We start from the raw sequence: 23,702 nt of genomic DNA on the forward strand, positions 1-23,702 counted from the left end.
GGTGTTTTTTATTCCGCAGCCGGAACGGCTACAATGTCTACTTCCCCACTGCTCATATCCACCGTTGCTTGATAAGCGCTATGCGGGTCACCGTAGTGCTTGAAGGTAAAGTGGTAAACGTTAGCTGGCGTCCACAAGGTTTTTGACTCTGCGGGCAGAATGTCATAGCCGTCTTGCTGATAAAGCTCTGTCGCCATTACATTTGCGATTGCCGCCTGCTGGTTAGCGTCTCGATCAACCTTTGGCTCTAATGACGGGTTACTTGGATAAGATTCACCGTTGTAACTCATGAGTCGATATGAGCCATTACTCCAAACGATAAAGTCCTGCCAACCATTACTGTAACTGTCGGCTAGTACAATAGGCGTGCGAGTTACCGACATTCGATTAATAACGTTTCCCTCATTATCAAACATATATGCAGAGCAGCCACCACTACCACAGAAATAGCGATCTTGAAGCAACACTATGTGTTCTGCCTTTCCGTCGCTGTTTAGGTCGGCGCTACCCGATAGATAACGTAGGTTGTCTTGCTCGAGCGACAGCCCTTCAGGGGCTAAAACCTTACTATCAATCCAACTGGAAATGACTTCGGCACTAACACTGTTAATTTTAGGGGCAGGTTGTTTGGTTTCTGTCGGCATGCTATCCGTCGCGGTGCAGCCAACCAAGGTGAAAGAACCAACGAAGAAGAGTCCGTTTAATATGCGCTTATTCATGTAATCTCAATCTTTGATGTGTCGTTACATCAGTATACGCATGATTTGCATTGTAATCGTAAGAAAATCATTAAAATCAAGCAAATGAATGGTTTGGTATGTATTAGTAAGATCAAAAAAGCCCCGAAGAAAACCTTCAGGGCTAGGCAGGAAGCTGGCAAATAGCCAGGAGTCCCTATGCAGTGGTCGGTTTTACCCTAAACAGAATTGCAAACATCACTGGCACCACTATCAGTGTCAGTACAGTAGCAAAACCAAGACCTGCCATAATCGTTATTGCCATCGAGCCAAAGAAGGCGTCGAAGACCAGTGGTATCATCCCCAAGATAGTTGTTAGGGCAGCCATACTTACCGGACGAACGCGGCTTATCGCACTATCGACAATCGCGAGGTAAGGATCTTTACCTGACTCCAACTCAAGGTTAATTTGGTCAAGCAACACAATACCGTTTTTCAAAATCATGCCACTTAGGCTTAACAAACCAAGGAATGCTGTAAAACTGAACGGCATGTTCGTGGTAAGCAAACCAAAAGCAACGCCAATGATCGCTAACGGAACGGTGAACCAAATGACCAACGGCTTTTTGATTGAGTTAAACAGTAAAATAGTAATGATGAACATCAACAAGTAACCCATCGGCAATGAACCGAATAGGCCTTCTTGTGCATCTTTGGATGATTCGTACTCACCACCCCATGTGATTTCGTACCCTTCTGGAACATGCAATGCCATCACTTTAGGCTGTACACGAGCAAATAAGCTTGCTGCCGTGTCGTCACTCAACACATCATGGTCCGCGAGAACGGTTAACGTACGCTTACGGTCACGACGCTGAATTAGCGGCTCACTCCAATCCAGTTGAACGCCATCAATCACTTGATCAACCGGAATATAAGTTTGCAACGAAGGACTCCAAATGGTCACGTTTTGTAGTGATTCAAAATCTACGCGTTCTTCTTCAGGAAGACGTGTCATAATTGGCAACGTATGTGTACCATCACGCAAGTAACCTAAGGTGCTACCACCAAACGCCATTTGCAGTGTGCTTGAAAGATCTTCTTTCGAAATACCTAAGCGACGAGCTTTAGACTCATTGAAAACGGGTACAAGTTCCTTGGTGCGCTCTCGCCAATCGTGACGAATGTTTCGGGCACCAGGATCGGTATGAAGGATGTCTTCAACTTGCACCGCCAAGTCACGTAAAACTTGTGGATCAGGGCCAGTAATACGCGCTTCGATCTTAGACGCTGGTGATGGACCAAATTCCATCAATTTAAACTGGAACGTAGGCGCATCAAATGTTTTCGCCAGATTCTCATCTAACTTATGCAGTAAACCAAACATTTTCTCACGATCAGTCGCGCGAACTTGGAACTGCGCGTACGCTTCGTAACTTTTTTCTGGTTGATAGGTTAAAGCAAAACGCTGTAGGCCCTGCCCAATCGAAGCAGAAACAAAGTCAATATCATCTTGCTGACGAATGTAGCTTTCGACCTCTTCAGCTTTTTTAATCGTTTCTCGGATGTCAGTACCCTCTGGCATCCACATATCCACGTAGAACATCGGCGTATTCGATGGTGGGAAGAACTGCTGTTTTACATTACCAAATGCCACGACAGCACCCACTAATAGCGCCACCATCCCAGCAACGGTAAGCCAGCGGAATCGCAATGCAAATTTCAGTGATGCCCCAAATACGACAAACAACCAGCCTTTATAAGGATCATCTTCGCTAGTACCCTGCTCTTTGTTTTCCTCTTTCAACAAAAGATCGGCAAGGAAAGGCGTCAGTGTAATAGCGGTAATCCAGCTTAAAAATAGTGAGAAACACAGCACCCAGAATAGAGAGCCCATGAACTCACCTGTCGCATCTTGCGACAAACCGATAGGTGCAAAAGCCGTAATTGCAATAACAGTTGCGCCCAGCAAAGGCCATTGTGTTTGCTTTACAATATCGACAGCCGCTTGAACTTTGGTACGCCCTTTCTTTAGGCCAACCAATATGCCTTCCACGACAACAATCGCGTTATCAACCAGCATACCCAAGGCAATAATTAACGCGCCAAGAGAAATACGATGCAGTTCGATGTTGTTGTAATTCATCAAAATGAAGGTACCAAATACCGTCAATAACAACACAACTCCAATGATGACACCACTGCGTAAACCCATAGTAAACAGCAACACAATGATTACGATCGCCACTGCCTCCGCTAGACTAATTACAAACGCTTTAACAGATTCATCCACCTCATTGGCTTGGTTGTAAAAGTAGTTCATATCGATGCCAGCAGGCTTGATAGACTCTAGGCTCGCGAGCTCCGCATCCAAACGTTCACCAACCTCAACCACGTTCACACCCGACGCAAACGAGATACCGATATTAATCGCTTTTTGACCGTTAAAGAGTACGACGTTGCTTGGCTTCTCTTGAATACCGCGAGAAATCGTTGCTACGTCTTTTAGACGAATTAGATTTCCTGTGTCACGGCCATGAATGATCAGATTTTCTAGTGCTTCTACAGTGTTTAAAGTGCCGCTTGGGCGAATAACAAGGCTTTCGCCATTGACCATCACTTCACCTGCTGAAACCACATTGTTTTGCTGGTTCAACAAGCTCGAAACCACATTCATGTCTAAGTTCAGTGCAGCAAGGCGATCAAGTGAGATCTCAACGAATAGCATTTCTTGCTGATCGCCCGTGATGTCTACCTTACCAACACCATCAACAAGCTCGATTTCACGGGTCAGGTAATCCGCATAACGTTTCAGCTCTACATAGTCGTAATCGTCACCAGTGAGCATTAACATCACGCCATAAACGTCACCGAAATCATCAATGATCTGTAAAGACTGAACACCTTGAGGCAATGATGGTCGTAAATCATTAATTTTACGGCGCATTTCATCCCAAATTTGCGGCAGTTCATCAGGACCATAGTCCATTTCCATGCTCACCGTTATTTGAGACATACCATTAGAAGACGTAGAGGTAATTTTGTCGATATAAGGGAGTTTTCGAATCTCTTTTTCTAGAGGATACGTCAGCTCTTCTTCAACTTCTTTTGACGTCGCGCCAGGGTATGTTGAGATGATCATGGCATCTTTGATCGTAAATGCCGGGTCTTCTAATCGTCCAAGCTCCAAAAATGACGTTAAACCACCAACAGCAAGGATAATAATGAACAACCAGCTGATGACTTTGTTTTTTATTGAATACTCAGCAATGTTCATTATTGGTTATTCTCCACAACATCCACATGTTTACCTTCGCGTAATTTACGCAGATTTGAATTAATCAGAATATCGCCCTGGCTAACACCTGACGACACAATGGCTCCATTGCCATTCACTTGAGAAATCATGACAGGCACTCGTGTGACAATGTCACCTTCTTTTTTCCACACAAAGAACTCATTCCCTTCACTGCCTGCTTGAAGCGCCGTGACAGGAACACTGTAACCATCAATAGAGGTAATGCCCGCCTTCACCATATCGACCAAAACGCTTACGCTGGTTCCCGGCAATATCTCTGTTTTTGGCTGTGGCATCGTCAAGTACATTTCGTAGGTTTGAGTTTCAGCGTTGGGTTCACTTGTGTGCTCTAAATAGTCCAAAGCAAATCTGCCATCGATGCCGGAGAAGGTTGCTCTAGGCTTGTAGCTCATGCTGTCTGAGTTTGGGTCTACCATCGCTAAAACATTGTCGGAAAGCTCAATACGCACGTAAACCAAATCGTTTTGGTATAGGTTTAACACGGGTTCACCAATTGCCACACGCTCAAAACGTTCTTTGAAAACATCGGATACTTTACCGGCGAACGGGGCGAATAAACGGGTGTAATTCAATTGATTGGTCGCGTTATAGAAAGTAGCCTCAGCTAGCTCTTTATTGGCGGTTAGCTCATCAAGTTCCGCTTTTGAAATCATTTGACGTGCATGCAAGTCTTCACCGCGTTTAAGCTGACGAATTGCGAGTGTGTATTGTGCTTCTGCGTCATTCACGGCTTGCTTCTCTTTGCTATCATCTAGCTTTGCGATCATTTGCCCCTGCTTCACAACGTCACCCGCTTTAACCAATACGTGCTGAACTTCCCCAGCGCGGCGAAATGCCATTGGCGTTTGCTCTGCAGGCACTACTATGCCTTTGAACGCGCGATGTTGACTTTGTACTGGTGCATCCACCGAGATAGTCGACACAAAAAGTGACTGCTCGACGATAGCTTGGTTTTCATTTTTGCACCCTGTTAAAACTGCAAGTGCAATCGCAGAGATCGTAAGTAGAGAACGTTTCATTAAATGCCTCCCTCACGAACCCAAGCTTTCACCACTTGCCCTTCGACTAATCGTTCTACGCCAGCAATAACCACGTAGTCGTTGTTATCCAAACCTGACTCAATCGCACCACTTTCATTTAGTGACAATGTCACCTTATTCACTTGTTGCGTTGAGCTATCCATCACCCAAACTTCACCTTGGTTCTCTTGCTTGTTTACCCAAGCCGATGTCGGCAACGTCATAGCGTTAGACTTGTTTTGCTTAGCAATGTGTACTTGTCCTGTCATCCCAGTGAGCAAGTTGCGATCGGTTGGCCGAGTGATCGTCACAATCGCTTCATAGCTGTTGGTATCGATGTTTGGCTGCGTTGAGATTTCTTTGAACTTACCCGGAATACGTTTGCTTGGTTCGCTGTCCATCGTTACCCACATCTCTGCGTTTTTTAGTGCAGACAGAGAGACAGACTCCGCGTAACTAACGGGCAAAGTGAAAGAAACATCCAGTGTGGTGTTATCAATCAAATTGAGGATTTCTTGCTTTTCACCTACCACTTGATAAGGCTTCACGTAGGTGTACGACACCACACCGTCAAATGGCGCTTGAATTTTGGTGTAACTCAAATCGGTTTTCGCTTGTTCAAAACTTGCCAACGCTGCTTTGTATTGCGTTTCTTTTTGATCGTAGCTATCGGTGCTGATGAGTTTTTTGCTGTACAGACTTTTTGCTCTTTCCCACTGAGTTTTCGCCAGTGCATATTGGGCTTGCGCCGCGTCTAAAGCTAATTGCAGATCTTTCGGGTCTAGTGTGGCGAGCACTTCACCCTTTTCTACCCCTTGTCCCATTCTTACCAGTAGCTTTTCAACTTCCCCACCAACTTGAAAAGACAACTGCGCTCGATACGTTGCATCAATACGCGCTAAAAAGGCGTGCGAGTCTTCAAGTTCTAGGTCTTTCACCGCCAGTAATTTTACAGGCTTGATTAAAGGTTCAGACGGCTCAGAAATGGCTTTATTACACCCAGTTAGCATCCCAGAAAGACTTAATGTCACCACTGCGCCAACTAAAGTGCGCCTTAAATATTGTTTTCGCACCCGCTTTCTCCGTAGGTTTTATATATTACACAGCCGTGCAGTATAAGCGGAATTTGAAATTGATCAACATATTTTCCAGGTGGATAGCAAATTAATTAGTCAAAGCGTTCGGTTTCTGGTAAAAGTAAGCGCGTGATTAATATTCGGGAAAATTCGAACTATGAATGAAAGAAAGCAGGGGCGTAGAAGTGCTGAAGCAGCAGAACAAACTAAGTGTCTGATCCTTAAAGTGGCAGCAGATATGTTTTGTGAACTTGGTTACGAGCGTGTCTCGCTGCGCAATATCAGTGAAAAGGCTGGTGTTTCACATAGTTTGATCCGTCACCACTTCGGCAGCAAAGAGAAAATCTGGCAAGCGGTTAGCGATGCAATGGACGAGTTCATGCAGTGCTATATGGCTGAACTCATCAATGAAATGCCGGAGAACACACCTTCGAATAGAAAAATTTATCTGTTTATGGTTCGCATGCTAGCATTTGCTCTCGTCAATCCTCATCCAGTACAGATGATCGCCGATGCCATTCGACAAGGCGATGACGGTGCTCTGCTGCAGTATTTCTTAAAGTCAAAAGATGAGTTCGCTGCGATATTTACCGGAATTTTCGAGCAGTACAACAGCGAAAACCCTAATGCACAATTTGATCAGTGGGAATCAAAGTGGCAAATGTTGATCTTCGCACATGGTGCTGTCAGTCTCGCGCCAATGATGCAAGAAACATGGCCGGATATTGCAGATAATCGCGAAAAACTGCTGATCAAGCATTGGGAGTTGTTTAATACCATTATGGCCTCTCAATTTGGGATCCCAAAAGAAGAGATGATTCATCCGGAAAAGCTTGAAGATATCGTTATTGATATGTGCTGTACTATTGATGAAGCAGTAAACTAAAAGTAAACAAGCGAAAAGAAGACATAAAAAATGCCGAGCTGCAAAGCTCGGCATTTTTGTTTCAATTCGTTTTAACCACGGTAGTAGCGTTGTGGTACGAACGGCATTTTTTCAACTGTCATTGGTAGCATTTTACCACGCACTTCAGCGAACACTTCAGTACCAATCGCCGCCAAATCCGCACGAACATAACCCATTGAGACTGGCTTACCTGCATTCGGACCCGCCGTACCGCTGGTTACAACGCCAATTTTAACGCCGTCAGCATCAAACAGTTCAACACCTTCACGCACTGGCGCTTTGGTTTGACCTACTAGACCCACACGCTTACGCGCCACATCTTTAGTCTCAATCTGCTTAAGAATAATGTCTGCGCCAGGGAAACCACCTTCACGTTCACCACCAATACGACGAACTTTTTGGATACCCCATAGCAAGCTCGCTTCAACAGGTGTTGTTGTTGTGTCTAGGTCATGACCGTATAGACAAAGGCCACACTCAAGACGAAGCGAATCACGAGCACCAAGGCCAATCCATTCAACTTCATCTTCAGCAGTCAGTTTACGTGCTAGCTCTTCCGCTTTGTCAGCAGGAACCGAGATTTCGTAACCGTCTTCGCCTGTATAACCACTACGAGAAACAATGCACTCGGCGCCTAAAATATCGACTTTACGAATATCCATGAACAGCATTTCAGAAACTTCTGGTGCAAAACGCGCCAATACAGCCGCCGCTTTAGGGCCTTGGATTGCAAGTAGAGCTCGGTCTTCGATAATTTCTAGCTCAACACCAGATGGTAAATGCGCTTGTAGGTGTGCGATATCTTGCGCTTTACATGCTGCGTTCACAACCACAAACAGATGATCGCCTAGGTTAGCCACCATCAAGTCGTCCATGATGCCGCCCTCTTCATTAGTGAAAAAAGCGTAACGCTGTTTACCAGACTCAAGATCCACAATATCCACTGGAACTAATGTTTCTAGGAACGCAGCTGCACCGTCACCAATTAGGCGAAGCTGTGCCATGTGAGAAACGTCAAACAGACCTGCCGCATCACGAGTATGTAAGTGTTCCTTCTTTACGCCTAGAGGATACTGAACAGGCATATCGTAACCCGCGAACGGGACCATTTTGGCACCAACTTCAACGTGAAGTGCGTGTAGTGGTGTTTTCAGTAGTTCTTGAGTCATTTTCGTCTCCATTTAGATAGACCCGAGAATGCTATCGGCATTCGATGTGTTTCCAATAATAAACATGGCTCATTCTATTTTGCACGAACAAGACGTAGATCGACTTGCAAAAGTGTGACTCTTAACATTTTAATCACAACAAATCGTACAAAAAAAGCGCTTTAATGAGCAAGTTCTCATCAAAAAAGCGCCTTTTCATCATAACGACCACCAACAGCAATCGTTTGCTTTCACTATAGGAAATTTACAAGTATTTATCACTATTTGGCTGTCACCCACAAAATGAGCGCATCTTCCTCGCTAACACTGGTCAACATATGTCCCATATTTGCATCGTAATAAACGCTGTCTCCCTCGCTTAAAACAACAGGTTCGTAAAACTCAGAATAGAACATGACCTCACCAGATAAGATAAGCAGAAATTCTTCGCCATCATGACGAACCCAGTCTTTATATTCATCAAAACTACGAGCTCGAATTTGGCTCTTAAACGGCATCATTTTCTTATTGGAAAGTTGTGTCGCGAGCAGTTCATGTTCATAAGTTTGTGTTGGGTGTGGTTTACCTTCATTCTTCTTGGTAACATCCCTACGCCCTGTCGCTACCTTTTTTCTAGGTGGCTCAAATAGTTGTGGCATGTCAATTTGTAAGCCAAGTGCCAATTTTTGCATCGCTTGAAACGTCGGGGAGATCTGCTCATTTTCTATTTTGCTCAGTGTAGATCGAGCAAGCCCGGTTCGCTGACTGGCCTCTTCTAATGTGATACCGAGTTTCGAGCGGATATCCTTAATACGCTGGCCCAGTTTTAACGGCTCGATATTTTGGTCATGTTGCTCTTTTGCCAACGTCATCGATGGGTATTCATCGTAAATACTTTCTGCCATAAATCCCTCTATAGATATCCATATTTTTTGTCTTACTCGCATTGTGCATGAAGCACATAGTGGATAGAAGTCCACCAAGTGAATTAAACCGTGCTCTTGTTAACAAATTTTGAAATCTTGTTTCCTATAGGAAATTTTTGGTTGATTGTTCCCGTCACAGGCGCTATGTTACCAACTTGTTAGATGTAGAGATGCATATTTCCGTAAGAGATTGGTAAAGGAAACACGCAATCCAACGGAGTTTTTGCCCGAATTTAGGGCCGGATGTTCACTCTGTTCTGCTACGCAGTTCAGCTGTTTTTGAGGACAAATGAACCACAACCGCAAATCATAACTCATCTATTGCGGGTTCATTTTCAGATTTGGAAGGTCAACTACCATGAATAAGAGTTACCCTAACCACAGCTTGGAAAACTTTTTCTCTACCAACCTCTCTGCGACAGATGATGCTGTCTTTGCTGGAATTCAAGCGGAATCCGCTCGCCAAAACGAACAAATCGAACTTATCGCTTCTGAGAACATTGTTTCTAAAGCGGTAATGCAAGCTCAAGGCACATGCCTAACAAACAAATACGCTGAAGGCTACCCAGGTCGTCGTTACTATGGTGGTTGTGAGCACGTAGATACAGTGGAAGCCATTGCTATCGAACGCGCAAAAAAACTTTTCAATTGTGAATACGCAAACGTTCAACCACACTCAGGCGCACAAGCAAACGGCGCAGTAAAACTAGCACTGCTTCAACCTGGTGACACCATTCTTGGTATGTCTTTAGACGCAGGTGGTCACCTGACGCACGGTGCACGCCCTGCACTTTCTGGTAAATGGTTTAATGCAGTTCAATACGGTGTTGATCGCGAAACACTGGAAATCAACTACGAAGATGTTCGTGAGCTAGCACTTGAGCACCAACCTAAAATGATCATCGCAGGTGGTAGCGCTATTCCACGTACTATCGACTTTGCAAAATTCCGTGAAATCGCAGACGAAGTAAATGCAATTCTTATGGTCGACATGGCACACATCGCCGGTCTTATCGCAACAGGCGCGCACCCTAGCCCACTGCCACACGCACACGTTGTTACGACTACAACACACAAAACATTGCGTGGCCCTCGCGGCGGTATGATTCTTACTAACCACGAAGACATCATTAAGAAAATCAACTCAGCCGTATTCCCTGGCCTACAAGGTGGCCCACTGATGCACGTTATCGCAGCCAAAGCGGTCGCATTTGGTGAAGCGCTTGGCCCTGAATTTAAAACTTATATTGATTCGGTGATCAATAACGCAAAAGTCCTAGCGGAAGTATTGCAAACTCGCGGTTGCGACATCGTAACTGGTGGCACAGACACGCACCTAATGCTGGTTGACCTTCGTCCGAAAGGGTTGAAAGGCAATAAAGCAGAAGAAGCTCTAGAGCGTGCTGGGATCACATGTAACAAAAATGGCATCCCATTCGATACAGAGAAGCCTATGATTACATCGGGCATCCGTTTAGGAACGCCTGCGGGTACAAGCCGCGGCTTTGGCGCTGAAGAATTCAAACTCATCGGTAATTGGATTGGTGACGTACTGGACGGTTTAGTGAACAACCCTGAAGGTGACGCAGAAGTTGAAAAACGCGTTCGCAAAGAAGTAAAAGAACTTTGCAGTCGCTTTCCTCTATACCAGTAAACGATTTTTTTGAAATCATAATAATTCCTGACAAGTTATTCGGAGATTAAGCAATGGACAAAACACTGAAGTTTGCAGATAGCCACGAGTGGGTACGTGACAACGGTGACGGCACAGTAACAATTGGTATTTCTGAGCATGCACAAGAAATGCTAGGTGACGTGGTATTCGTTGACCTACCAGACGTAGAAGACGAAGTTGAAGCAGGTGAAAGCTTCTCTCTCGTTGAATCTGTAAAAGCAGCGTCAGACATCTACGCACCAATCACTGGTGAAATCGTAGAAATCAATGAAGAACTAGAAGACAGCCCAGAGCTAATTAACGAAGAGCCGTACGAAGGTGGCTGGATCGTAAAAGTGAAGATGTCTGATGTATCTGAACTAGATAACCTGAAAGACGCAGACGAATACCTAAACTCTATCGAAGAAGAGTAATTAGGATGTGACGAAAGCTGTTCCCTAGCCTGTTTAGAGAACAGCTTTTTTTCTAGGTTCGGACGTATAATTTAATTTATTAGTAACGCAAATCCGTTACCCGAACCAAGGAGTAGGTAAAGGACAATGACTGAATTACTTCAAAGCCTCAGCACACAAAACGAGTTCGTTGCTCGCCACAATGGACCAAACAAATCTGACCAACAGAAAATGTTGGAAGCGATCAACGCAGTTAGCCTAGATTCGCTTATCGACGAAACCGTACCAGCACAAATTCGCCTAGAGCAACCAATGAGCTTGGCAGAAGCGAAAAGCGAAGCAGACATGCTGGCAGCAATGCGTAAGTTCGCCGATCAGAACCAAGTTAAACGTACATTCATTGGTCAGGGTTACTACAACACCTTCACGCCGAACGTGATTCTACGCAACGTGATGGAAAACCCGGGCTGGTACACCGCTTACACCCCTTACCAACCAGAGATCTCACAAGGTCGTTTAGAAGCACTTCTAAACTACCAACAAATGGTGATGGATCTTACTGGTATGGAAATCGCGAACGCGTCATTGCTTGATGAAGCAACGGCAGCCGCAGAAGCGATGACACTTTGTAAGCGTGCGGGTAAAAGCAAGAGCAACGTATTCTTCGTTGCTGACGACGTTCACCCACAAACCATCGAAGTGGTAAAAACTCGTGCGAAATTCATCGGCTTTGAAGTCTTGGTTGGTTCTTTAGAATCACTACCAGAGCAAGACGTGTTCGGCGCACTAGTTCAATACCCAAGTACAACAGGTGAAGTTCGTGACCTAACGGACATCATCGCTAAAGCGCAAGCAAACAAAACACTAGTGACTGTAGCAACGGACCTTCTTGCTTCTACCCTACTTAAACCTGCAGGTGAAATGGGCGCAGACGTAGCAATCGGTTCAGCACAACGTTTTGGCGTGCCGATGGGTTACGGCGGTCCACACGCTGCTTTCATGGCAACGCGTGATAAGCACAAGCGTACAATGCCTGGTCGCGTTATCGGTGTTTCTATCGATACCAACGGTAACCAAGCACTGCGTATGGCAATGCAAACGCGTGAACAGCACATCCGTCGTGAAAAAGCGACTTCAAACATCTGTACTGCTCAAGCACTGCTAGCGAACATGGCGTCTTTCTACGCGGTTTACCACGGCGCAGAAGGTCTACGCACGATTGCTCGTCGTACGCACCACATGACAGCCATCCTAGCCGCTGGCCTAACTAAAGGCGGCTTCGAGCTTGCTCACAACAGCTTCTTCGACACCATCACTATCAACACAGGTGCACAAACTGAAGACCTATACGCGAAAGCACTAGCCGCAGACATCAACCTACGTAAGTTGGGTACTCAGCTAGGTGTGAGCTTCGACGAAACCACAACCGTGGCAGATGTAGAAGCCCTATTCGCAGTATTCGGTGTGAAAGAAGAAGTCGCAGTACTATCAACTGAAATCGCAGGCAACGAGTTTGCAGCCATTCCAGAAGCATTGCGCCGCACAACAGAATATCTAACACACCCTGTGTTTAACACGCACCACAGCGAAACACAGATGATGCGTTACCTAAAACAGCTAGAGAACAAAGACTTCTCACTCACGCACGGCATGATCCCACTGGGCAGCTGTACGATGAAGCTGAACGCAGCAGCAGAGATGATTCCAGTAACTTGGCCTGAGTTTGGTTCGATCCACCCGTTCGCACCAGCAGAACAAGCAGCTGGTTACGCTGCACTCGCAAAAGACCTTAAAGAAAAGCTATGTGAAATCACTGGCTATGACGCATTCTCACTACAACCAAACTCTGGTGCATCGGGTGAGTACGCAGGTCTTATCGCGATTCAACGCTACCACGAAAGCCGTGGCGAAGGTCACCGCAACGTATGTTTGATCCCAAGCTCTGCGCACGGTACTAACCCTGCGACAGCATCTATGGTGTCAATGAAAGTGGTTGTGGTTAAGTGTGATGAAGAAGGCAACATCGACATCGACGACCTAGCAGCGAAAATCGAGAAACACAAAGACAACCTATCAAGCATTATGATCACTTACCCTTCTACGCACGGCGTTTACGAAGAGAAAGTGAAAGAAGTGTGTGAAATGGTTCATGCCGCTGGTGGTCAGGTTTACCTAGACGGCGCTAACATGAACGCGCAGGTTGGTCTAACATCACCAGGCTTCATCGGTTCAGACGTTTCTCACCTAAACCTACACAAAACCTTCTGCATCCCGCACGGTGGTGGCGGTCCGGGTATGGGTCCTATCGGTGTGAAATCTCACCTAGCTCCTTTCTTACCAGGGCATATTGAAGACGGTGTAGAAGGCGCAGATTTCGCAGTATCAGCAGCAGATATGGGTAGCGCTTCTATCCTGCCTATCTCTTGGGCTTACATCGCAATGATGGGCGAAGCTGGCCTAACAGATGCTACAAAAGTAGCAATTCTGAACGCAAACTACGTGATGGAAACACTTCGCCAACACTACCCTGTTCTTTACCGTGGCAAAAATGGCCGCGTAGCGCACGAATGTATTATCGACATTCGTCCGCTGAAAGAAGAAACAGGTATCAGCGAAGAAGACATCGCGAAGCGTCTAATGGACTACGGTTTCCACGCACCAACTATGTCGTTCCCTGTAGCGGGCACGCTAATGGTTGAGCCAACGGAATCGGAAGATCTAGAAGAGCTGGACCGCTTCTGTGATGCGATGATCGCTATCCGCGAAGAAATGGAGAAAGTGAAAAACGGTGAATGGCCACTGGATAACAACCCACTTGTTAACGCGCCACACACACAAGTTGATCTTTCAGCTGAAGATTGGGACCGCCCTTACTCTCGCGAGATTGGCTGCTTCCCGTCTAAAGCGACCAAATCTTGGAAGTACTGGCCAACGGTAAACCGCGTAGATAACGTATACGGCGACCGTAACCTAATCTGTTCATGCCCAGGCATCGATAACTACGAAGATTAATTTTTGTAGTCTCTAAATCGACAAAGGCGAACCGTTTGGTTCGCCTTTTTGTTTTTGGTGTGCCGCCCTAACACTTGTTGATACATCGAGAAGGAATGATGGCTAGTTATTGTTTGCACAAAAGTGATTTAGAAATACAGTAACTTCTGAGAACCTATGAATTAGCACTAATATCTCAGAGCCTTAAAGGCTTGTTGGAAACTCCTCATGAACACTATGCTATGCAGGTGCTATGTAGTTTCTAGTTCAGTTGCAGTAAGTCCCATTTATTACCATAGAGATCTTGGAACACCACCACTGTCCCGTATTCTTCCACACGAGGCTCTTCATTAAATACAACACCATTTTTCTTCATCAACTCGTAGTCACGCCAAAAATCATTAGTTTGCAGAAACAGGAAAACACGACCACCTGTTTGATTTCCTACTGCATGCGTTTGCTCCGGTGTACTCGCTTGAGCTAAAAGTAGGTTTGTACCATTGGAGTTTGGAGGAGAAACTTGAACCCAGCGTTTACCACCACCTAGGTTGGTATCTTCAACCAGAGTGAATTGAAGTTTTTGAGTATAGAACTCGATAGCATCGTCGTAATTTTCAACGACTAGAGCAATGTTTCCGATTTGCTGCTGAACAGTTTTGGCCATGATGATTTCCGCTGTGTCAAAACGCTAATTGTACGCTATTTTGAGACTTTTCCAGAAAGCACGTAACGCCTTGCAAAGGTTTAAGGCACACAATACGAATGTTTACGCACAGCGCCTTTGTCACTAGAACCGACAAACAATATAGCTGCCACCAGTGTCGAATCTTGATTGAGCAACTTATTAAAGCCTTAGCTATAACTCAAGAGTAAACCTCTAACCTAATAACGAAGGCTGCTCGTATACCATGGTATTATAGTTCTTCTAGTTTTCCCTTAGCTAAATCTTCTTGTTGCTTAAGGAACATGAAGAAGTTTGCCTCACTGATAAACGGGTTACCGCTTGTGCCGAGCTTCTTCCTATTTTCAAAAAGGAAATTTTTATGTGGATGGTTCGAAAGGTTAACGTTCACAATAGGTGCCTGTAGTGAAATTTTTCTAATTTTCTCCATGCTAGTCAGGAACTGGCCAATAACTTCTGGATCATTGCTACTTACGCTATGCCCACCAACGATAAAAGCACGATATTGTTCGCCATTATCTTCAACAGCGAAGTCTAAGGAATAATCACCTTCCGTGTGGCCAGGTGTGAGATAGAACTTAAACTCATGTCCACCAATAACCATGGAGCTATCGCTTTTTATCTCTATGTCTAAATTTGGAGGAAGGAACTTGTTCTCACCTTCGCTTTTGTTTGATTGCTGTATAGATAGTTCATGAGCGCTTTTGGTCATCACGACTTTGGAACCATACTTCTCTTGAAGTAACTGGGCGCCCCCAACGTGGTCAGAATGCCCATGAGTTACCAATATGTGCGTTATTGGCTTATCTTTTAGCCCTAGCTTCTCTAGGTTGATAGGTATCCACTCAGAGTAAGGGAAGTCAAGCGTATCAATGATAACAAGTCCGTCTTCTGTAGCAATGGCATATGATGAGACCCACTTGTCTCCTACATAATAGACATTATCAAACATCTGAAATGGTTCTACATAACCGTTCTTATCATTCATTGCTGGAACATATTGACTTAAGGAAGCAAAAGACGAAGCACTGAAAAGTAAACCTACAATAATTTTTTTCACGAAATCGCACACAAATATATCCTTAATAATTTCTTATAGAACTTCGCGGATGAGAAAGCTCTAAACGATTTTCAGAGGCAAATACAACTGCAAATACTTTCTACTTAGCTTGAGTTTTAGCTGACCGAATCACTTGTAAACTCGAATCCCATTAACTGCCTATGTATTCATGATTCTTTTAGAGGTTAAATAAATGAACTCAATTGAAGCAGAGTCATGAAGCTTCACTTGAGGTTACCGGCACAGCACAATGTGATAAACCTCTTTCAAGCAAACATTTGAATGCGATTTTTCCAATTTAAGACATGTTCAATAAATGCATCAACTCTTGCAGGCCTTTTATCGCGGTCTCGATACATAATGAATACTTCTTTACCCGAGCATTGCCATTCCGGCAACAAAGGCAGCAGGTTATGTTGATCATGATTTAGCTCATGAAAGTAATAGGTTGGAATCCACGCAATTCCTAAACCATGGATGACGGCGTCTCTAACTAGTAGTACATCATTTGAAGTGAATTGAAACTTTAGCGGATGATCAAATGTTTCATTGGTGATTTGATTAACTAATTTCCATTGGCTGTCGTTGTTTACCGTAATTAGGCGATGATGAACAAGTTGTTCTGGATGGGTAATCGGTTGGTGTTGTTCTAAATAGCTTCGTGATGCACAAAGCGCAAATGGAATCGACCATAATTTCTGAGCAATCCAGTCTTGTTCAATAAGATCACCAAGACGAAAACTAACATCGACACGGTTAGATACAAGATTGATTTTTTCATTCTGTACATCTAAATCGATACATATCTTCGGATGTTGCTCTGCAAATTCATAAACGCACCGCTTTAACCACATCTGTGTCATGTTAATTGGCGCTGATAGTTTTATCGTTCCGCTTAAAGACTGACGCTCAGTCGCAATTCTCGATGTCACATTATTTAAGCTAAGAAGTAATGGCTCACAGAGTTGATAATATTTTTCGCCATCAGTTGTTAACGCAAAGTGGTGTGCACTGCGGTTAAATAGTCTGCAATTTAAGTTTGTTTCCAGCCTTTTTAACTTCCGGCTTAGCGTGGCTAACGGGACATTAAGACGCTCAGATGCTTGTGTTAGGCTTTGATAACGAGCAACAGAAACGAATAACAAAAGGTCATCCAAAGAGTGACGTTCCATATTTGGGATTAACCCTCTTAAATTTGGCTATTAAAAATCAAATATGAAATATATAGCATTATCGCGTCAAGTTAATTTTTATCAGGAAGATCTATGTCTAAGCATTTATCAATTTGGTGCGGTGTTGTTGTCGCTATCTTTTTTTGGTCTAGTAATTTTAACGTAATAAAGGCTATTAATAGCGATGTCTCTCCTTTGGATTCAGCGACGTTACGGTTTTCCGTTGCAGCTTTAATACTCTTGTTGATAAGAGGTACTAAACGCTCTCCATATGGAGCCAAGCTCACACGAAAAAGTATGTTGTCGTTGTTTGTTATAGCAACCGTGGGTGTAACTATCCAAAACTTCTCTATTTTCTCTGCAATGAGCTTTACTACCCCAGTGAACGCAGCGGTTGTTCAGGCAAATCTACCACTTGTCACTATCTTGTTGTCGGGCTTTATTCTCAAAACTTCCATTTCGGTTAAAACTATTTTAGGTGCACTAATCAGTTTTTGTGGAGTGGTAATCGTCATTACAGGGGGAAATATTCATTCTATTAGCAGCAATAGTAATATTGGTGATCTATACATGTTATTTGCTTTAATTAGTGGGTGTTTATACACAATTCTAGCGAAGCGTTTAACATCTCATATCCAAGTAACTCAGCAGTTACGTTGGGTGTTAAGTATTGGTGCCATTCAAATGGTCGCTATAGCGATGTACCACGGCGACTTTAGCCGTAGCTTAAATGCCATAACATTTAAAGACCTAGCATTAATAGCTTACATGAGCCTGTTTGGAACTTTGATTGCTTATTACTTTTGGATGAAAGGCGCTATCGTTCTTGGTCCAGATAAAATGTCTCCATTATTTAATATTATGCCGGTATTCACTCTACTGATTTCGTCCATTTCTGGTGATCAGGCTCAATGGGAAAATGTTTTAGGCGTCTTTATCGTTGCGGCTGGTGTGTATATAGGTAACTCAGCACCTTTTGCTCGTTTACGGAAGGTGGTGGAGTAAAAATAGACGCCAACCTTAAGTCGCATTATTTAGAGCAATACTTTGTTAATTGGCATAAGTTTTCTTGGTTTCCAATAGGTACATTTTTTCGCTTTCGTCGTTCACTCTTTTATCTAACTTTATTGAGTGCATGTCGAAAATCTTCAATCTTTTGCTAAGAGCGTTTTTTACTATGTAAAAAACAAAGGAGAATGACCATGAAAAAACGACTCATATATATTGAAGTAGCGCCAAAAGCAATAGAAATCCTATACGCTCAGGAAGCTTACTTCCATGAACAATTTAGCCAATCAGAAACTATGAACATGATCATATGGGAACTGGTTAAGTTACGCATATCGCAAATCAATCAATGTGCATTTTGTATCGACATGCATAGTAAAGATGCGCTTAAGTTAGGTGAAAAGCCGGAACGCATATGGGGGCTTAGTGCATGGAAAGATATGCCATTCTACAGCGATGCAGAACACGTTGCACTAGGTTGGGCTGAATTACTAACTGCTGGCCTACCAGTAGATGATGATACCTATCAGCTGACCTTGAATACCTTCGGAGAAGAAGCTATGGTCAACCTAACAATTGCAATCAACGCGATCAATAGTTGGAACCGAATAGTTAAGGCATTTAAGCCAAAGGTTGGAGTCTATAAACCTCGATAATTCTATTTGACGGTTCTTACTTGTAAGCCACTGCTTATACCTCAACTTAATAGGATGAAAAGTACATGTGTATCACTTTCTCATTTAAGTTGAGGTTAAATAGGATGATTCATTTGAACTTAGAATTTGATATTTTAAAACCTCAAAAGGCTTTAGCTGGCTATGTTCAAGCCATTTGGTCAGCATCCGTCAAACCTGATACGACGCAAACCGTACGTAAACAATTACTCAGTGATGCTGGTACAGGTGTGGTATTCATTTTACAGAATGAAGTACAAATGGATGGTGAGTGGCAAACGCCAGGGGTTGTCCTACTACCTATAAGCATTCTGGCACATCAGGTCTGCCTACCGCCAGGTGCGGTGATGACTGGCGTACGCTTTCATCCTGCTGTTAGTTATCAACTATTTGGTAAACGTCTAGAACAGCTATTGCGGATTCAAGACGACCACCCTTTGGCTTCTTCTGCGCTAGCAACATTTGAGTCTCTGCAAACAGCGCGTTCGCCATATGCAAGGATTTCTACGTTATATCGCTGGGTTCAAACACTGATTGACGAATATGAACCGCGGTATGTCGGCCACATTATTGACCAACCTACAGGGACCATCAGTCAGCGCCAGAGAGAGCGCAATTTTCAGAAATGGTTGGGGATTACTCCTAAACATTACCAACGCATTAAACGAGTTAAGCACACTTTAGAGCAACTCCGAGCGCAACCCGATCTTACTTTATCGGAGTTGGCGCTAGAGCAAGGTTTTTCCGATCAAGCACACATGACTAGAGAGTGTAAGCAGATTGCGCGCATGACACCGAAGCAGTATGTCCGAAAGAGAAACCTCTAAACCTTATTAGCTTTCTACATCAAACCCAATTGATTCAGAATCGACCATATACTTGTTACAATGTTCGATCATATATCACCTACTTTTTCGATCGCTCATTCCAGCTTGATGTGAGTTGGTTAGCTCGCTTTTGATGCCGCGTGCCGCTCTACCATAAACGCGATCGCTTCTTCATTTAAGCAAGATTTGCTGATGTATTGGCGTTGTTTACCAAGGTGAAGGATAAAGCCCAAATCAGTTTGTTCGAATTGGTCGATATCATTGATAGCTAGGTAGAGTTGGTAATCATGCTGTTCAACACGGCCACAGTATTCAGTGCCTCGGTCAGTCAAATTCTCGGTATTAGCATAGGTCGAGCTCCAACGTTGAAGTATTCTCTCTGGGTGCTTTTCTAAGGTTGTTAGGACTTTTCTTACTGGCTCTAGTCAACTAAAGCTTGTACTTGCCTATCTGTCATCGGACTCTCAGCATCCTTTAACACCGCCCAACGAAGAGCTTTTTGCATGTCATTGTTTTTCGAGCGTCATCAACAGCCAGTGTAATAACTGCACAATATGGAACCAGTCGAGAGTAACATTCGCTTTCGGAAGCTCATCTTTGACACCACTCCAACCTGCCCAGGCACATCGATGAGCTTTATAGTGAACTCGAGGTATTTTCGCTGTGATATAGCAATGGTGCTGAAAAAGTTGAGATGGCGCCATGTTTTATCGGTTATAAAAAAACAACCATTTTCGCGGTAGCTATTGTTAACTGGTCTTCATGATAAGAATTCAGAATGAGACAATGAGTATGCAAGCTTACGAAATGGACGTGGATAGGTACTTTAACGAATAGCTCGGTATTTTTTTGCCAGAGGGAGTCTACTTATGTTTACCCCATGAAAGTAATAGACATGTCATTTACATTATTTTTTAAAGTATGCCTAGATATAAGCTTTGACATGACTTATTTTTGAGAATTGGGGCGGTCCTAGGCTAGCACTTGAGAGCATTAGGACATAGTATCGTCTCACGCGTGGATATGGGTTGACCTATGTACAATATTGGTAAACAAATGACTAAAATACTGGTTTCCCTTATGAGTGCCACAATATTATTGCTCTCAACAGGTTGTAACGCAGATATGTTTAATTTCTTCAAATTAAAAAAGTTTCAATACATACTTAGCTCAGAGATCACTGGTCGCTTATACTTAGACGGGAAAGCGTTTACTAGCGAGGTAGTTTATCTACACACGGCTTTTTCTAAAAACCGTTATATCACCGAGACAATTACGTCAGAAAATGGTTATTTTCATTTCCAACCTACATATCACTATCAGACGTTTAAAGAACCTGCCCTTCATGAATCCTCTAGCTACATTGGTATTTACATTTTTGTAGATGGCAAAAAATACTACTTACTAGAGGCTCGCTTTTCTGACGTGAAACCCTATGAATTTATTTCAGATAATCTTCTTGATTTAAGTTGTGAGATTAATTCGGACGAATATCGTTACTTTTTTAAAAATAAATTTGTTGAGAATGGCCTCGATCTTGAAATTATTAGTAGGTGTGATTTGAAAGGATTTTCTGAAAAAATATTACTAAATAAGGACACGTAATGGCAAAGTTAACACCAAAAATGGCTTCAGAAATAGCGGATATTCCTTACAAAGCTTATGAAAATAATGGCCGTTTTATCATGCCGGGCAAAAACAGTTTTTCAAATCACTTTTCTTTTTCTGAAGATGATGTATTTGATGGTTTTACAGGCGGTGTAGCGGGTTTATCCAATGTACCGGTATTGCGTAAAGTTATCCCTGGCTTGATGAGAACTTCAGAGGCGTTTGCAGTGGTTGGCACTGGTAAAGGTTCTACATTTGAGAATGAAATTGTCATTTCAATTCGAGGAACACAAAATGCTAATGACTGGATCACAAATGCGAATATAGGGGTGAAAGGATCACCAAACGGTTCGCCCGCTCATGCTGGTTTCAACAATTGTTTTCAAAGTCTTAGCCCCAAGTTGAAGCAGTATATTATGCAGATGAATCCTAAACCAAAACGTATACATTGCGTTGGGCACAGCTTAGGTGGAGCACTCGCATCACTTTGCGCTGATTGGGTGCGTAATGAGATGAAGGTCAGAACCACCTTATACACCTTTGGCGCTCCTAGAGTTGGTCTGGAAGCATACGCACGCTCATCGGAAAAGCTAAACGATGGTGTTTATCGATGTACGCATGGTGCTGATCCTGTACCCAAAATACCGCTTTGGCCATTTATTCATGCTCCAATCTCAACAGGCGAGTACCGCTTGGACTCTGGCACTGGGTTAAGCATATCAGCCCATTTGATGGCAAGAAACAAAAATCCGGGTTACTTAAACACTGCTTCCTCGGATTCTTGGGGAGCGTTGAAGAGGAAATCGAATGACCACTTATTTACCCCTATCCGTCTAAAGTATGAGCAACGAAATCAAGCTTCTTTTTCGGAGTATTGGGCCGATAGAATACAGGGCGCACTTATCACCTATTTGAAAGATGTGGCTCTTTTGTCAACGGTAACGATTCAAGCAGGCGTGATTGCTGGCTTGACCTTTTATGATTGGCTTTCAAGAAAGCTAGAAGCCGTTGCTAAATCATCTAAGCGCAATGAAGAGCAACTAAAAGGCTTATTAGGCCATATGCTTGTTTTTGCCGGTCACTATGGGACCATCGTTGAGGATCTATCCGCCCGATTCATTAGATGGGTTTTCGAAAGAACCATTGGACGACTAGTCAGAGTATCTAAACAAGCGATATCGTTGCTAAGTTAACCTAACCATTGCAATGGCATAGTAACGTGAATGCTTAGTTAGAGGTGAACTCGTCACCTCATAAGTTAACTGGTGACATTGACATAACGCCGCTAAATGGGATTCTTATTAAGCACTTTTTAGATGAAACTTTCTAACCAAATCGGGTCGCGATTTATCAAAACGAATTTGAAAATAATGAATTTTTCACTATTTTCAAATTCGTGATTAGGAGCCAAAATGTAGGTTTACAGTTTCAACTGTTTTTGGATTTCTGTTGGAAAAGTAACTTAAACAATTGACATTAAATAGATTTAATGGGAAATGGCTCTTACAAAACCCGAACTGCGCCCCCTTCCAAGCTGATGATGATGTAGGTTCGATTCTCGCTGTACACTCCATTCTCATAGGCTACTTTACCTAAAGCTTCGAACGCCTCCCATGGGGCTCGAATCGCAATTCCATGGATAGCCCCCTCAAATCGAATAAGTTTCTTCCGCATAGAAGTTACCTTTAGACGCATAAGTCCAACACTGGCCACATGAACTTTATTAGGGAAAACCCAACAAACTAACGAATGTCAAACCTTTGCCGAACATAGTAATCGAGCAAAAATGCTCTAGAAGTTGGCGTCATCACTGTAGGCTCACAATAAACTATCTCATTGTCACTTTTTTGGTTCAGTTTACACACTAACTCCGCAGCACACTTAAGGAGTCCATATACTGGAAAGACGCAACCAGAAACACCGAGTGTAGTGGTTCAGATTTTGAGCCTGAATCAGAGCTACCCCATAAGCATCAAACTCTAAGATCAAAAAAGCAAACCCACGGACTCGCTTTTTTGTTAGCTCGCTTTTGATGCCGCGTGCTGCTCTACCATAAACGCGATCACTTCTTCGTTTAAGCAAGATTTGCTGATGTATTGGCGTTGTTTACCAAGGTGAAGGATAAAGCCCAAATCAGTTTGTTCGAGTTGGTCGATATCATTCCAAGCGAGGCTGCGGTCAACTTTACCGCTTTTGTAGCGTACGCCATCTGCATTCACTTCAAACACCACTTTACTGCCGCGACTTGAGCTGATGGTTTGACGCCACAGCCACCAAGTTCTTTTGAAGTAAACGCTGCACGCTTCAATCACACTCAATACGATAAAGAACCAACCGACGTAACCGTTAGGTAGCAGTTCAAACTCCAATAAAACCACACCAAAAATTAGAAAGAGGATCCCTTTCAAATACGCTTGCGGGAACTTAACTGGCTGGCTAGTTTGATCATAACACTCAGCAAAAAATGGCTTGTCGAGTGTGTATTCTGTAGTGAATTCGAAATCTTTAGACATGTATGGTTACTTCAAGGCTTCTGTAAAT

Annotated in this window: 20 protein-coding genes and 1 pseudogene; 9 read left to right on the forward strand and 12 right to left on the reverse strand. The window is 43.5% G+C overall.

The genetic code is table 11. The annotated features are described in order from the left end of the window. Nucleotides 1-8 precede the first annotated feature (8 nt). The 4 genes from H9L11_RS21435 to vmeT all read right to left on the reverse strand — a co-directional run bounded on the left by H9L11_RS21435 (nucleotide 9) and on the right by vmeT (nucleotide 6,088). Complete coding sequence (locus H9L11_RS21435) at nucleotides 9-719, reverse strand: hypothetical protein (protein WP_064377087.1); 711 nt, start codon at nucleotides 717-719, stop codon at nucleotides 9-11. A gap of 175 nt (nucleotides 720-894) precedes the next feature. Next, a complete protein-coding gene (locus tag H9L11_RS21440) occupies nucleotides 895-3,954 on the reverse strand; it encodes an efflux RND transporter permease subunit (protein ID WP_053349132.1) in 3,060 nt (1,019 codons plus the stop codon). Then, nucleotides 3,954-5,015 carry an efflux RND transporter periplasmic adaptor subunit gene (locus H9L11_RS21445; RefSeq protein ID WP_062730998.1) on the reverse strand — a complete coding sequence of 354 codons (1,062 nt, stop codon included), beginning with the start codon at nucleotides 5,013-5,015 and terminating at the stop codon, nucleotides 3,954-3,956. The genes H9L11_RS21440 and H9L11_RS21445 overlap by 1 nt, the downstream gene beginning before the upstream one ends. Then, on the reverse strand, nucleotides 5,015-6,088 hold the full coding sequence (gene vmeT, locus H9L11_RS21450; RefSeq protein WP_205391186.1) for a multidrug efflux RND transporter periplasmic adaptor subunit VmeT: 1,074 nt from the start codon (nucleotides 6,086-6,088) through the stop codon (nucleotides 5,015-5,017). The genes H9L11_RS21445 and vmeT overlap by 1 nt, the downstream gene beginning before the upstream one ends. A 160-nt stretch (nucleotides 6,089-6,248) precedes the next feature. Here vmeT and vdeR point away from each other — a divergent pair, with 160 nt between their 5' ends. Continuing rightward, nucleotides 6,249-6,977 (forward strand): efflux transporter transcriptional repressor VdeR, encoded by a 729-nt coding sequence (vdeR, locus tag H9L11_RS21455; RefSeq protein ID WP_005376423.1) that lies wholly within the window; start codon nucleotides 6,249-6,251, stop codon nucleotides 6,975-6,977. A 71-nt stretch (nucleotides 6,978-7,048) separates the two neighbouring features. On the opposite strand, the gene gcvT is transcribed toward vdeR, so the two are convergent. After that, nucleotides 7,049-8,167 (reverse strand): glycine cleavage system aminomethyltransferase GcvT, encoded by a 1,119-nt coding sequence (gene gcvT / locus H9L11_RS21460; RefSeq protein ID WP_064377089.1) that lies wholly within the window; start codon nucleotides 8,165-8,167, stop codon nucleotides 7,049-7,051. 260 nt (nucleotides 8,168-8,427) lie between these two features. Next, a complete protein-coding gene (locus tag H9L11_RS21465) occupies nucleotides 8,428-9,051 on the reverse strand; it encodes an XRE family transcriptional regulator (protein WP_005376429.1) in 624 nt (207 codons plus the stop codon). Between the two features lie 379 nt (nucleotides 9,052-9,430). Between H9L11_RS21465 and H9L11_RS21470 the strand changes: the two genes are divergently transcribed. From H9L11_RS21470 to gcvP, 3 genes are all read left to right on the forward strand, one after another. Then, complete coding sequence (locus tag H9L11_RS21470) at nucleotides 9,431-10,726, forward strand: serine hydroxymethyltransferase (protein ID WP_005376430.1); 1,296 nt, start codon at nucleotides 9,431-9,433, stop codon at nucleotides 10,724-10,726. A gap of 53 nt (nucleotides 10,727-10,779) precedes the next feature. Next, nucleotides 10,780-11,160: a glycine cleavage system protein GcvH gene (gene gcvH / locus H9L11_RS21475; RefSeq protein WP_005376432.1), complete on the forward strand. Its 381-nt coding sequence runs from the start codon at nucleotides 10,780-10,782 to the stop codon at nucleotides 11,158-11,160. 126 nt (nucleotides 11,161-11,286) lie between these two features. Next, nucleotides 11,287-14,151 carry an aminomethyl-transferring glycine dehydrogenase gene (gene gcvP / locus H9L11_RS21480; RefSeq protein ID WP_205391187.1) on the forward strand — a complete coding sequence of 955 codons (2,865 nt, stop codon included), beginning with the start codon at nucleotides 11,287-11,289 and terminating at the stop codon, nucleotides 14,149-14,151. A gap of 241 nt (nucleotides 14,152-14,392) precedes the next feature. Here the strand turns inward: gcvP and H9L11_RS21485 are convergent, their stop codons facing one another. The 3 genes from H9L11_RS21485 to H9L11_RS21495 form a co-directional block, all read right to left on the reverse strand. Then, a complete protein-coding gene (locus H9L11_RS21485; protein ID WP_005388788.1) occupies nucleotides 14,393-14,794 on the reverse strand; it encodes a VOC family protein in 402 nt (133 codons plus the stop codon). Nucleotides 14,795-15,044: 250 nt separating this feature from the next. After that, nucleotides 15,045-15,872 carry an MBL fold metallo-hydrolase gene (locus H9L11_RS21490; protein ID WP_225455282.1) on the reverse strand — a complete coding sequence of 276 codons (828 nt, stop codon included), beginning with the start codon at nucleotides 15,870-15,872 and terminating at the stop codon, nucleotides 15,045-15,047. Between the two features lie 266 nt (nucleotides 15,873-16,138). Continuing rightward, complete coding sequence (locus H9L11_RS21495) at nucleotides 16,139-17,044, reverse strand: LysR family transcriptional regulator (protein WP_054730378.1); 906 nt, start codon at nucleotides 17,042-17,044, stop codon at nucleotides 16,139-16,141. Nucleotides 17,045-17,137: 93 nt separating this feature from the next. On the opposite strand from H9L11_RS21495, the gene H9L11_RS21500 reads away from it, so the two are divergent. The 3 genes from H9L11_RS21500 to H9L11_RS21510 all read left to right on the forward strand — a co-directional run bounded on the left by H9L11_RS21500 (nucleotide 17,138) and on the right by H9L11_RS21510 (nucleotide 19,553). Continuing rightward, the gene (locus tag H9L11_RS21500; protein WP_205391188.1) at nucleotides 17,138-18,049 is read left to right on the forward strand and encodes an EamA family transporter; all 912 of its coding nucleotides are present in this window, start codon (nucleotides 17,138-17,140) and stop codon (nucleotides 18,047-18,049) included. Nucleotides 18,050-18,246: 197 nt separating this feature from the next. Next, entirely contained in the window at nucleotides 18,247-18,708 is a 462-nt protein-coding gene (locus H9L11_RS21505; protein WP_205391189.1) for a carboxymuconolactone decarboxylase family protein, read from the forward strand. Nucleotides 18,709-18,812: 104 nt separating this feature from the next. Next, nucleotides 18,813-19,553, forward strand: coding sequence for a helix-turn-helix domain-containing protein (locus tag H9L11_RS21510; protein ID WP_172563782.1), 741 nt, complete (start codon nucleotides 18,813-18,815; stop codon nucleotides 19,551-19,553). A gap of 119 nt (nucleotides 19,554-19,672) precedes the next feature. Here H9L11_RS21510 and H9L11_RS21515 read toward each other — a convergent pair. Beyond that, a pseudogene (locus H9L11_RS21515) lies at nucleotides 19,673-19,825 on the reverse strand (YcxB family protein); the annotation flags it as partial. Nucleotides 19,826-20,609: 784 nt separating this feature from the next. Here H9L11_RS21515 and H9L11_RS21525 point away from each other — a divergent pair. Further along, a complete protein-coding gene (locus H9L11_RS21525) occupies nucleotides 20,610-21,158 on the forward strand; it encodes a DUF6795 domain-containing protein (RefSeq protein WP_033906564.1) in 549 nt (182 codons plus the stop codon). After that, nucleotides 21,158-22,354: a lipase family protein gene (locus H9L11_RS21530; RefSeq protein WP_033906522.1), complete on the forward strand. Its 1,197-nt coding sequence runs from the start codon at nucleotides 21,158-21,160 to the stop codon at nucleotides 22,352-22,354. Before H9L11_RS21525 ends, H9L11_RS21530 begins: the two co-directional genes overlap by 1 nt. Nucleotides 22,355-22,664: 310 nt before the next feature. On the opposite strand, the gene H9L11_RS21535 is transcribed toward H9L11_RS21530, so the two are convergent. Both H9L11_RS21535 and H9L11_RS21540 read right to left on the reverse strand, forming a co-directional pair. Next, nucleotides 22,665-22,835, reverse strand: a complete 171-nt coding sequence (locus tag H9L11_RS21535; protein ID WP_162564176.1) for a hypothetical protein — start codon at nucleotides 22,833-22,835, stop codon at nucleotides 22,665-22,667. Nucleotides 22,836-23,179: 344 nt separating this feature from the next. Continuing rightward, on the reverse strand, nucleotides 23,180-23,674 hold the full coding sequence (locus tag H9L11_RS21540) for a YcxB family protein (protein WP_033906521.1): 495 nt from the start codon (nucleotides 23,672-23,674) through the stop codon (nucleotides 23,180-23,182). Nucleotides 23,675-23,702 lie beyond the last annotated feature (28 nt).

This window comes from Vibrio sp. sp1, from assembly GCF_016920955.1.
GTDB lineage: Bacteria > Pseudomonadota > Gammaproteobacteria > Enterobacterales > Vibrionaceae > Vibrio > Vibrio alginolyticus.

Coding starts and splice junctions, on each gene's coding strand:
- H9L11_RS21435 (WP_064377087.1), bottom strand. CDS start 719: ATGAATAAGCGCATATTAAACGGACTCTTCTTCGTTGGTTCTTTCACC.
- H9L11_RS21440 (WP_053349132.1), bottom strand. CDS start 3,954: ATGAACATTGCTGAGTATTCAATAAAAAACAAAGTCATCAGCTGGTTG.
- H9L11_RS21445 (WP_062730998.1), bottom strand. CDS start 5,015: ATGAAACGTTCTCTACTTACGATCTCTGCGATTGCACTTGCAGTTTTA.
- vdeR (WP_005376423.1), top strand. CDS start 6,249: ATGAATGAAAGAAAGCAGGGGCGTAGAAGTGCTGAAGCAGCAGAACAA.
- gcvT (WP_064377089.1), bottom strand. CDS start 8,167: ATGACTCAAGAACTACTGAAAACACCACTACACGCACTTCACGTTGAA.
- H9L11_RS21465 (WP_005376429.1), bottom strand. CDS start 9,051: ATGGCAGAAAGTATTTACGATGAATACCCATCGATGACGTTGGCAAAA.
- H9L11_RS21470 (WP_005376430.1), top strand. CDS start 9,431: ATGAATAAGAGTTACCCTAACCACAGCTTGGAAAACTTTTTCTCTACC.
- gcvH (WP_005376432.1), top strand. CDS start 10,780: ATGGACAAAACACTGAAGTTTGCAGATAGCCACGAGTGGGTACGTGAC.
- gcvP (WP_205391187.1), top strand. CDS start 11,287: ATGACTGAATTACTTCAAAGCCTCAGCACACAAAACGAGTTCGTTGCT.
- H9L11_RS21485 (WP_005388788.1), bottom strand. CDS start 14,794: ATGGCCAAAACTGTTCAGCAGCAAATCGGAAACATTGCTCTAGTCGTT.
- H9L11_RS21495 (WP_054730378.1), bottom strand. CDS start 17,044: ATGGAACGTCACTCTTTGGATGACCTTTTGTTATTCGTTTCTGTTGCT.
- H9L11_RS21500 (WP_205391188.1), top strand. CDS start 17,138: ATGTCTAAGCATTTATCAATTTGGTGCGGTGTTGTTGTCGCTATCTTT.
- H9L11_RS21505 (WP_205391189.1), top strand. CDS start 18,247: ATGAAAAAACGACTCATATATATTGAAGTAGCGCCAAAAGCAATAGAA.
- H9L11_RS21510 (WP_172563782.1), top strand. CDS start 18,813: ATGATTCATTTGAACTTAGAATTTGATATTTTAAAACCTCAAAAGGCT.
- H9L11_RS21525 (WP_033906564.1), top strand. CDS start 20,610: ATGACTAAAATACTGGTTTCCCTTATGAGTGCCACAATATTATTGCTC.
- H9L11_RS21530 (WP_033906522.1), top strand. CDS start 21,158: ATGGCAAAGTTAACACCAAAAATGGCTTCAGAAATAGCGGATATTCCT.
- H9L11_RS21535 (WP_162564176.1), bottom strand. CDS start 22,835: ATGCGGAAGAAACTTATTCGATTTGAGGGGGCTATCCATGGAATTGCG.
- H9L11_RS21540 (WP_033906521.1), bottom strand. CDS start 23,674: ATGTCTAAAGATTTCGAATTCACTACAGAATACACACTCGACAAGCCA.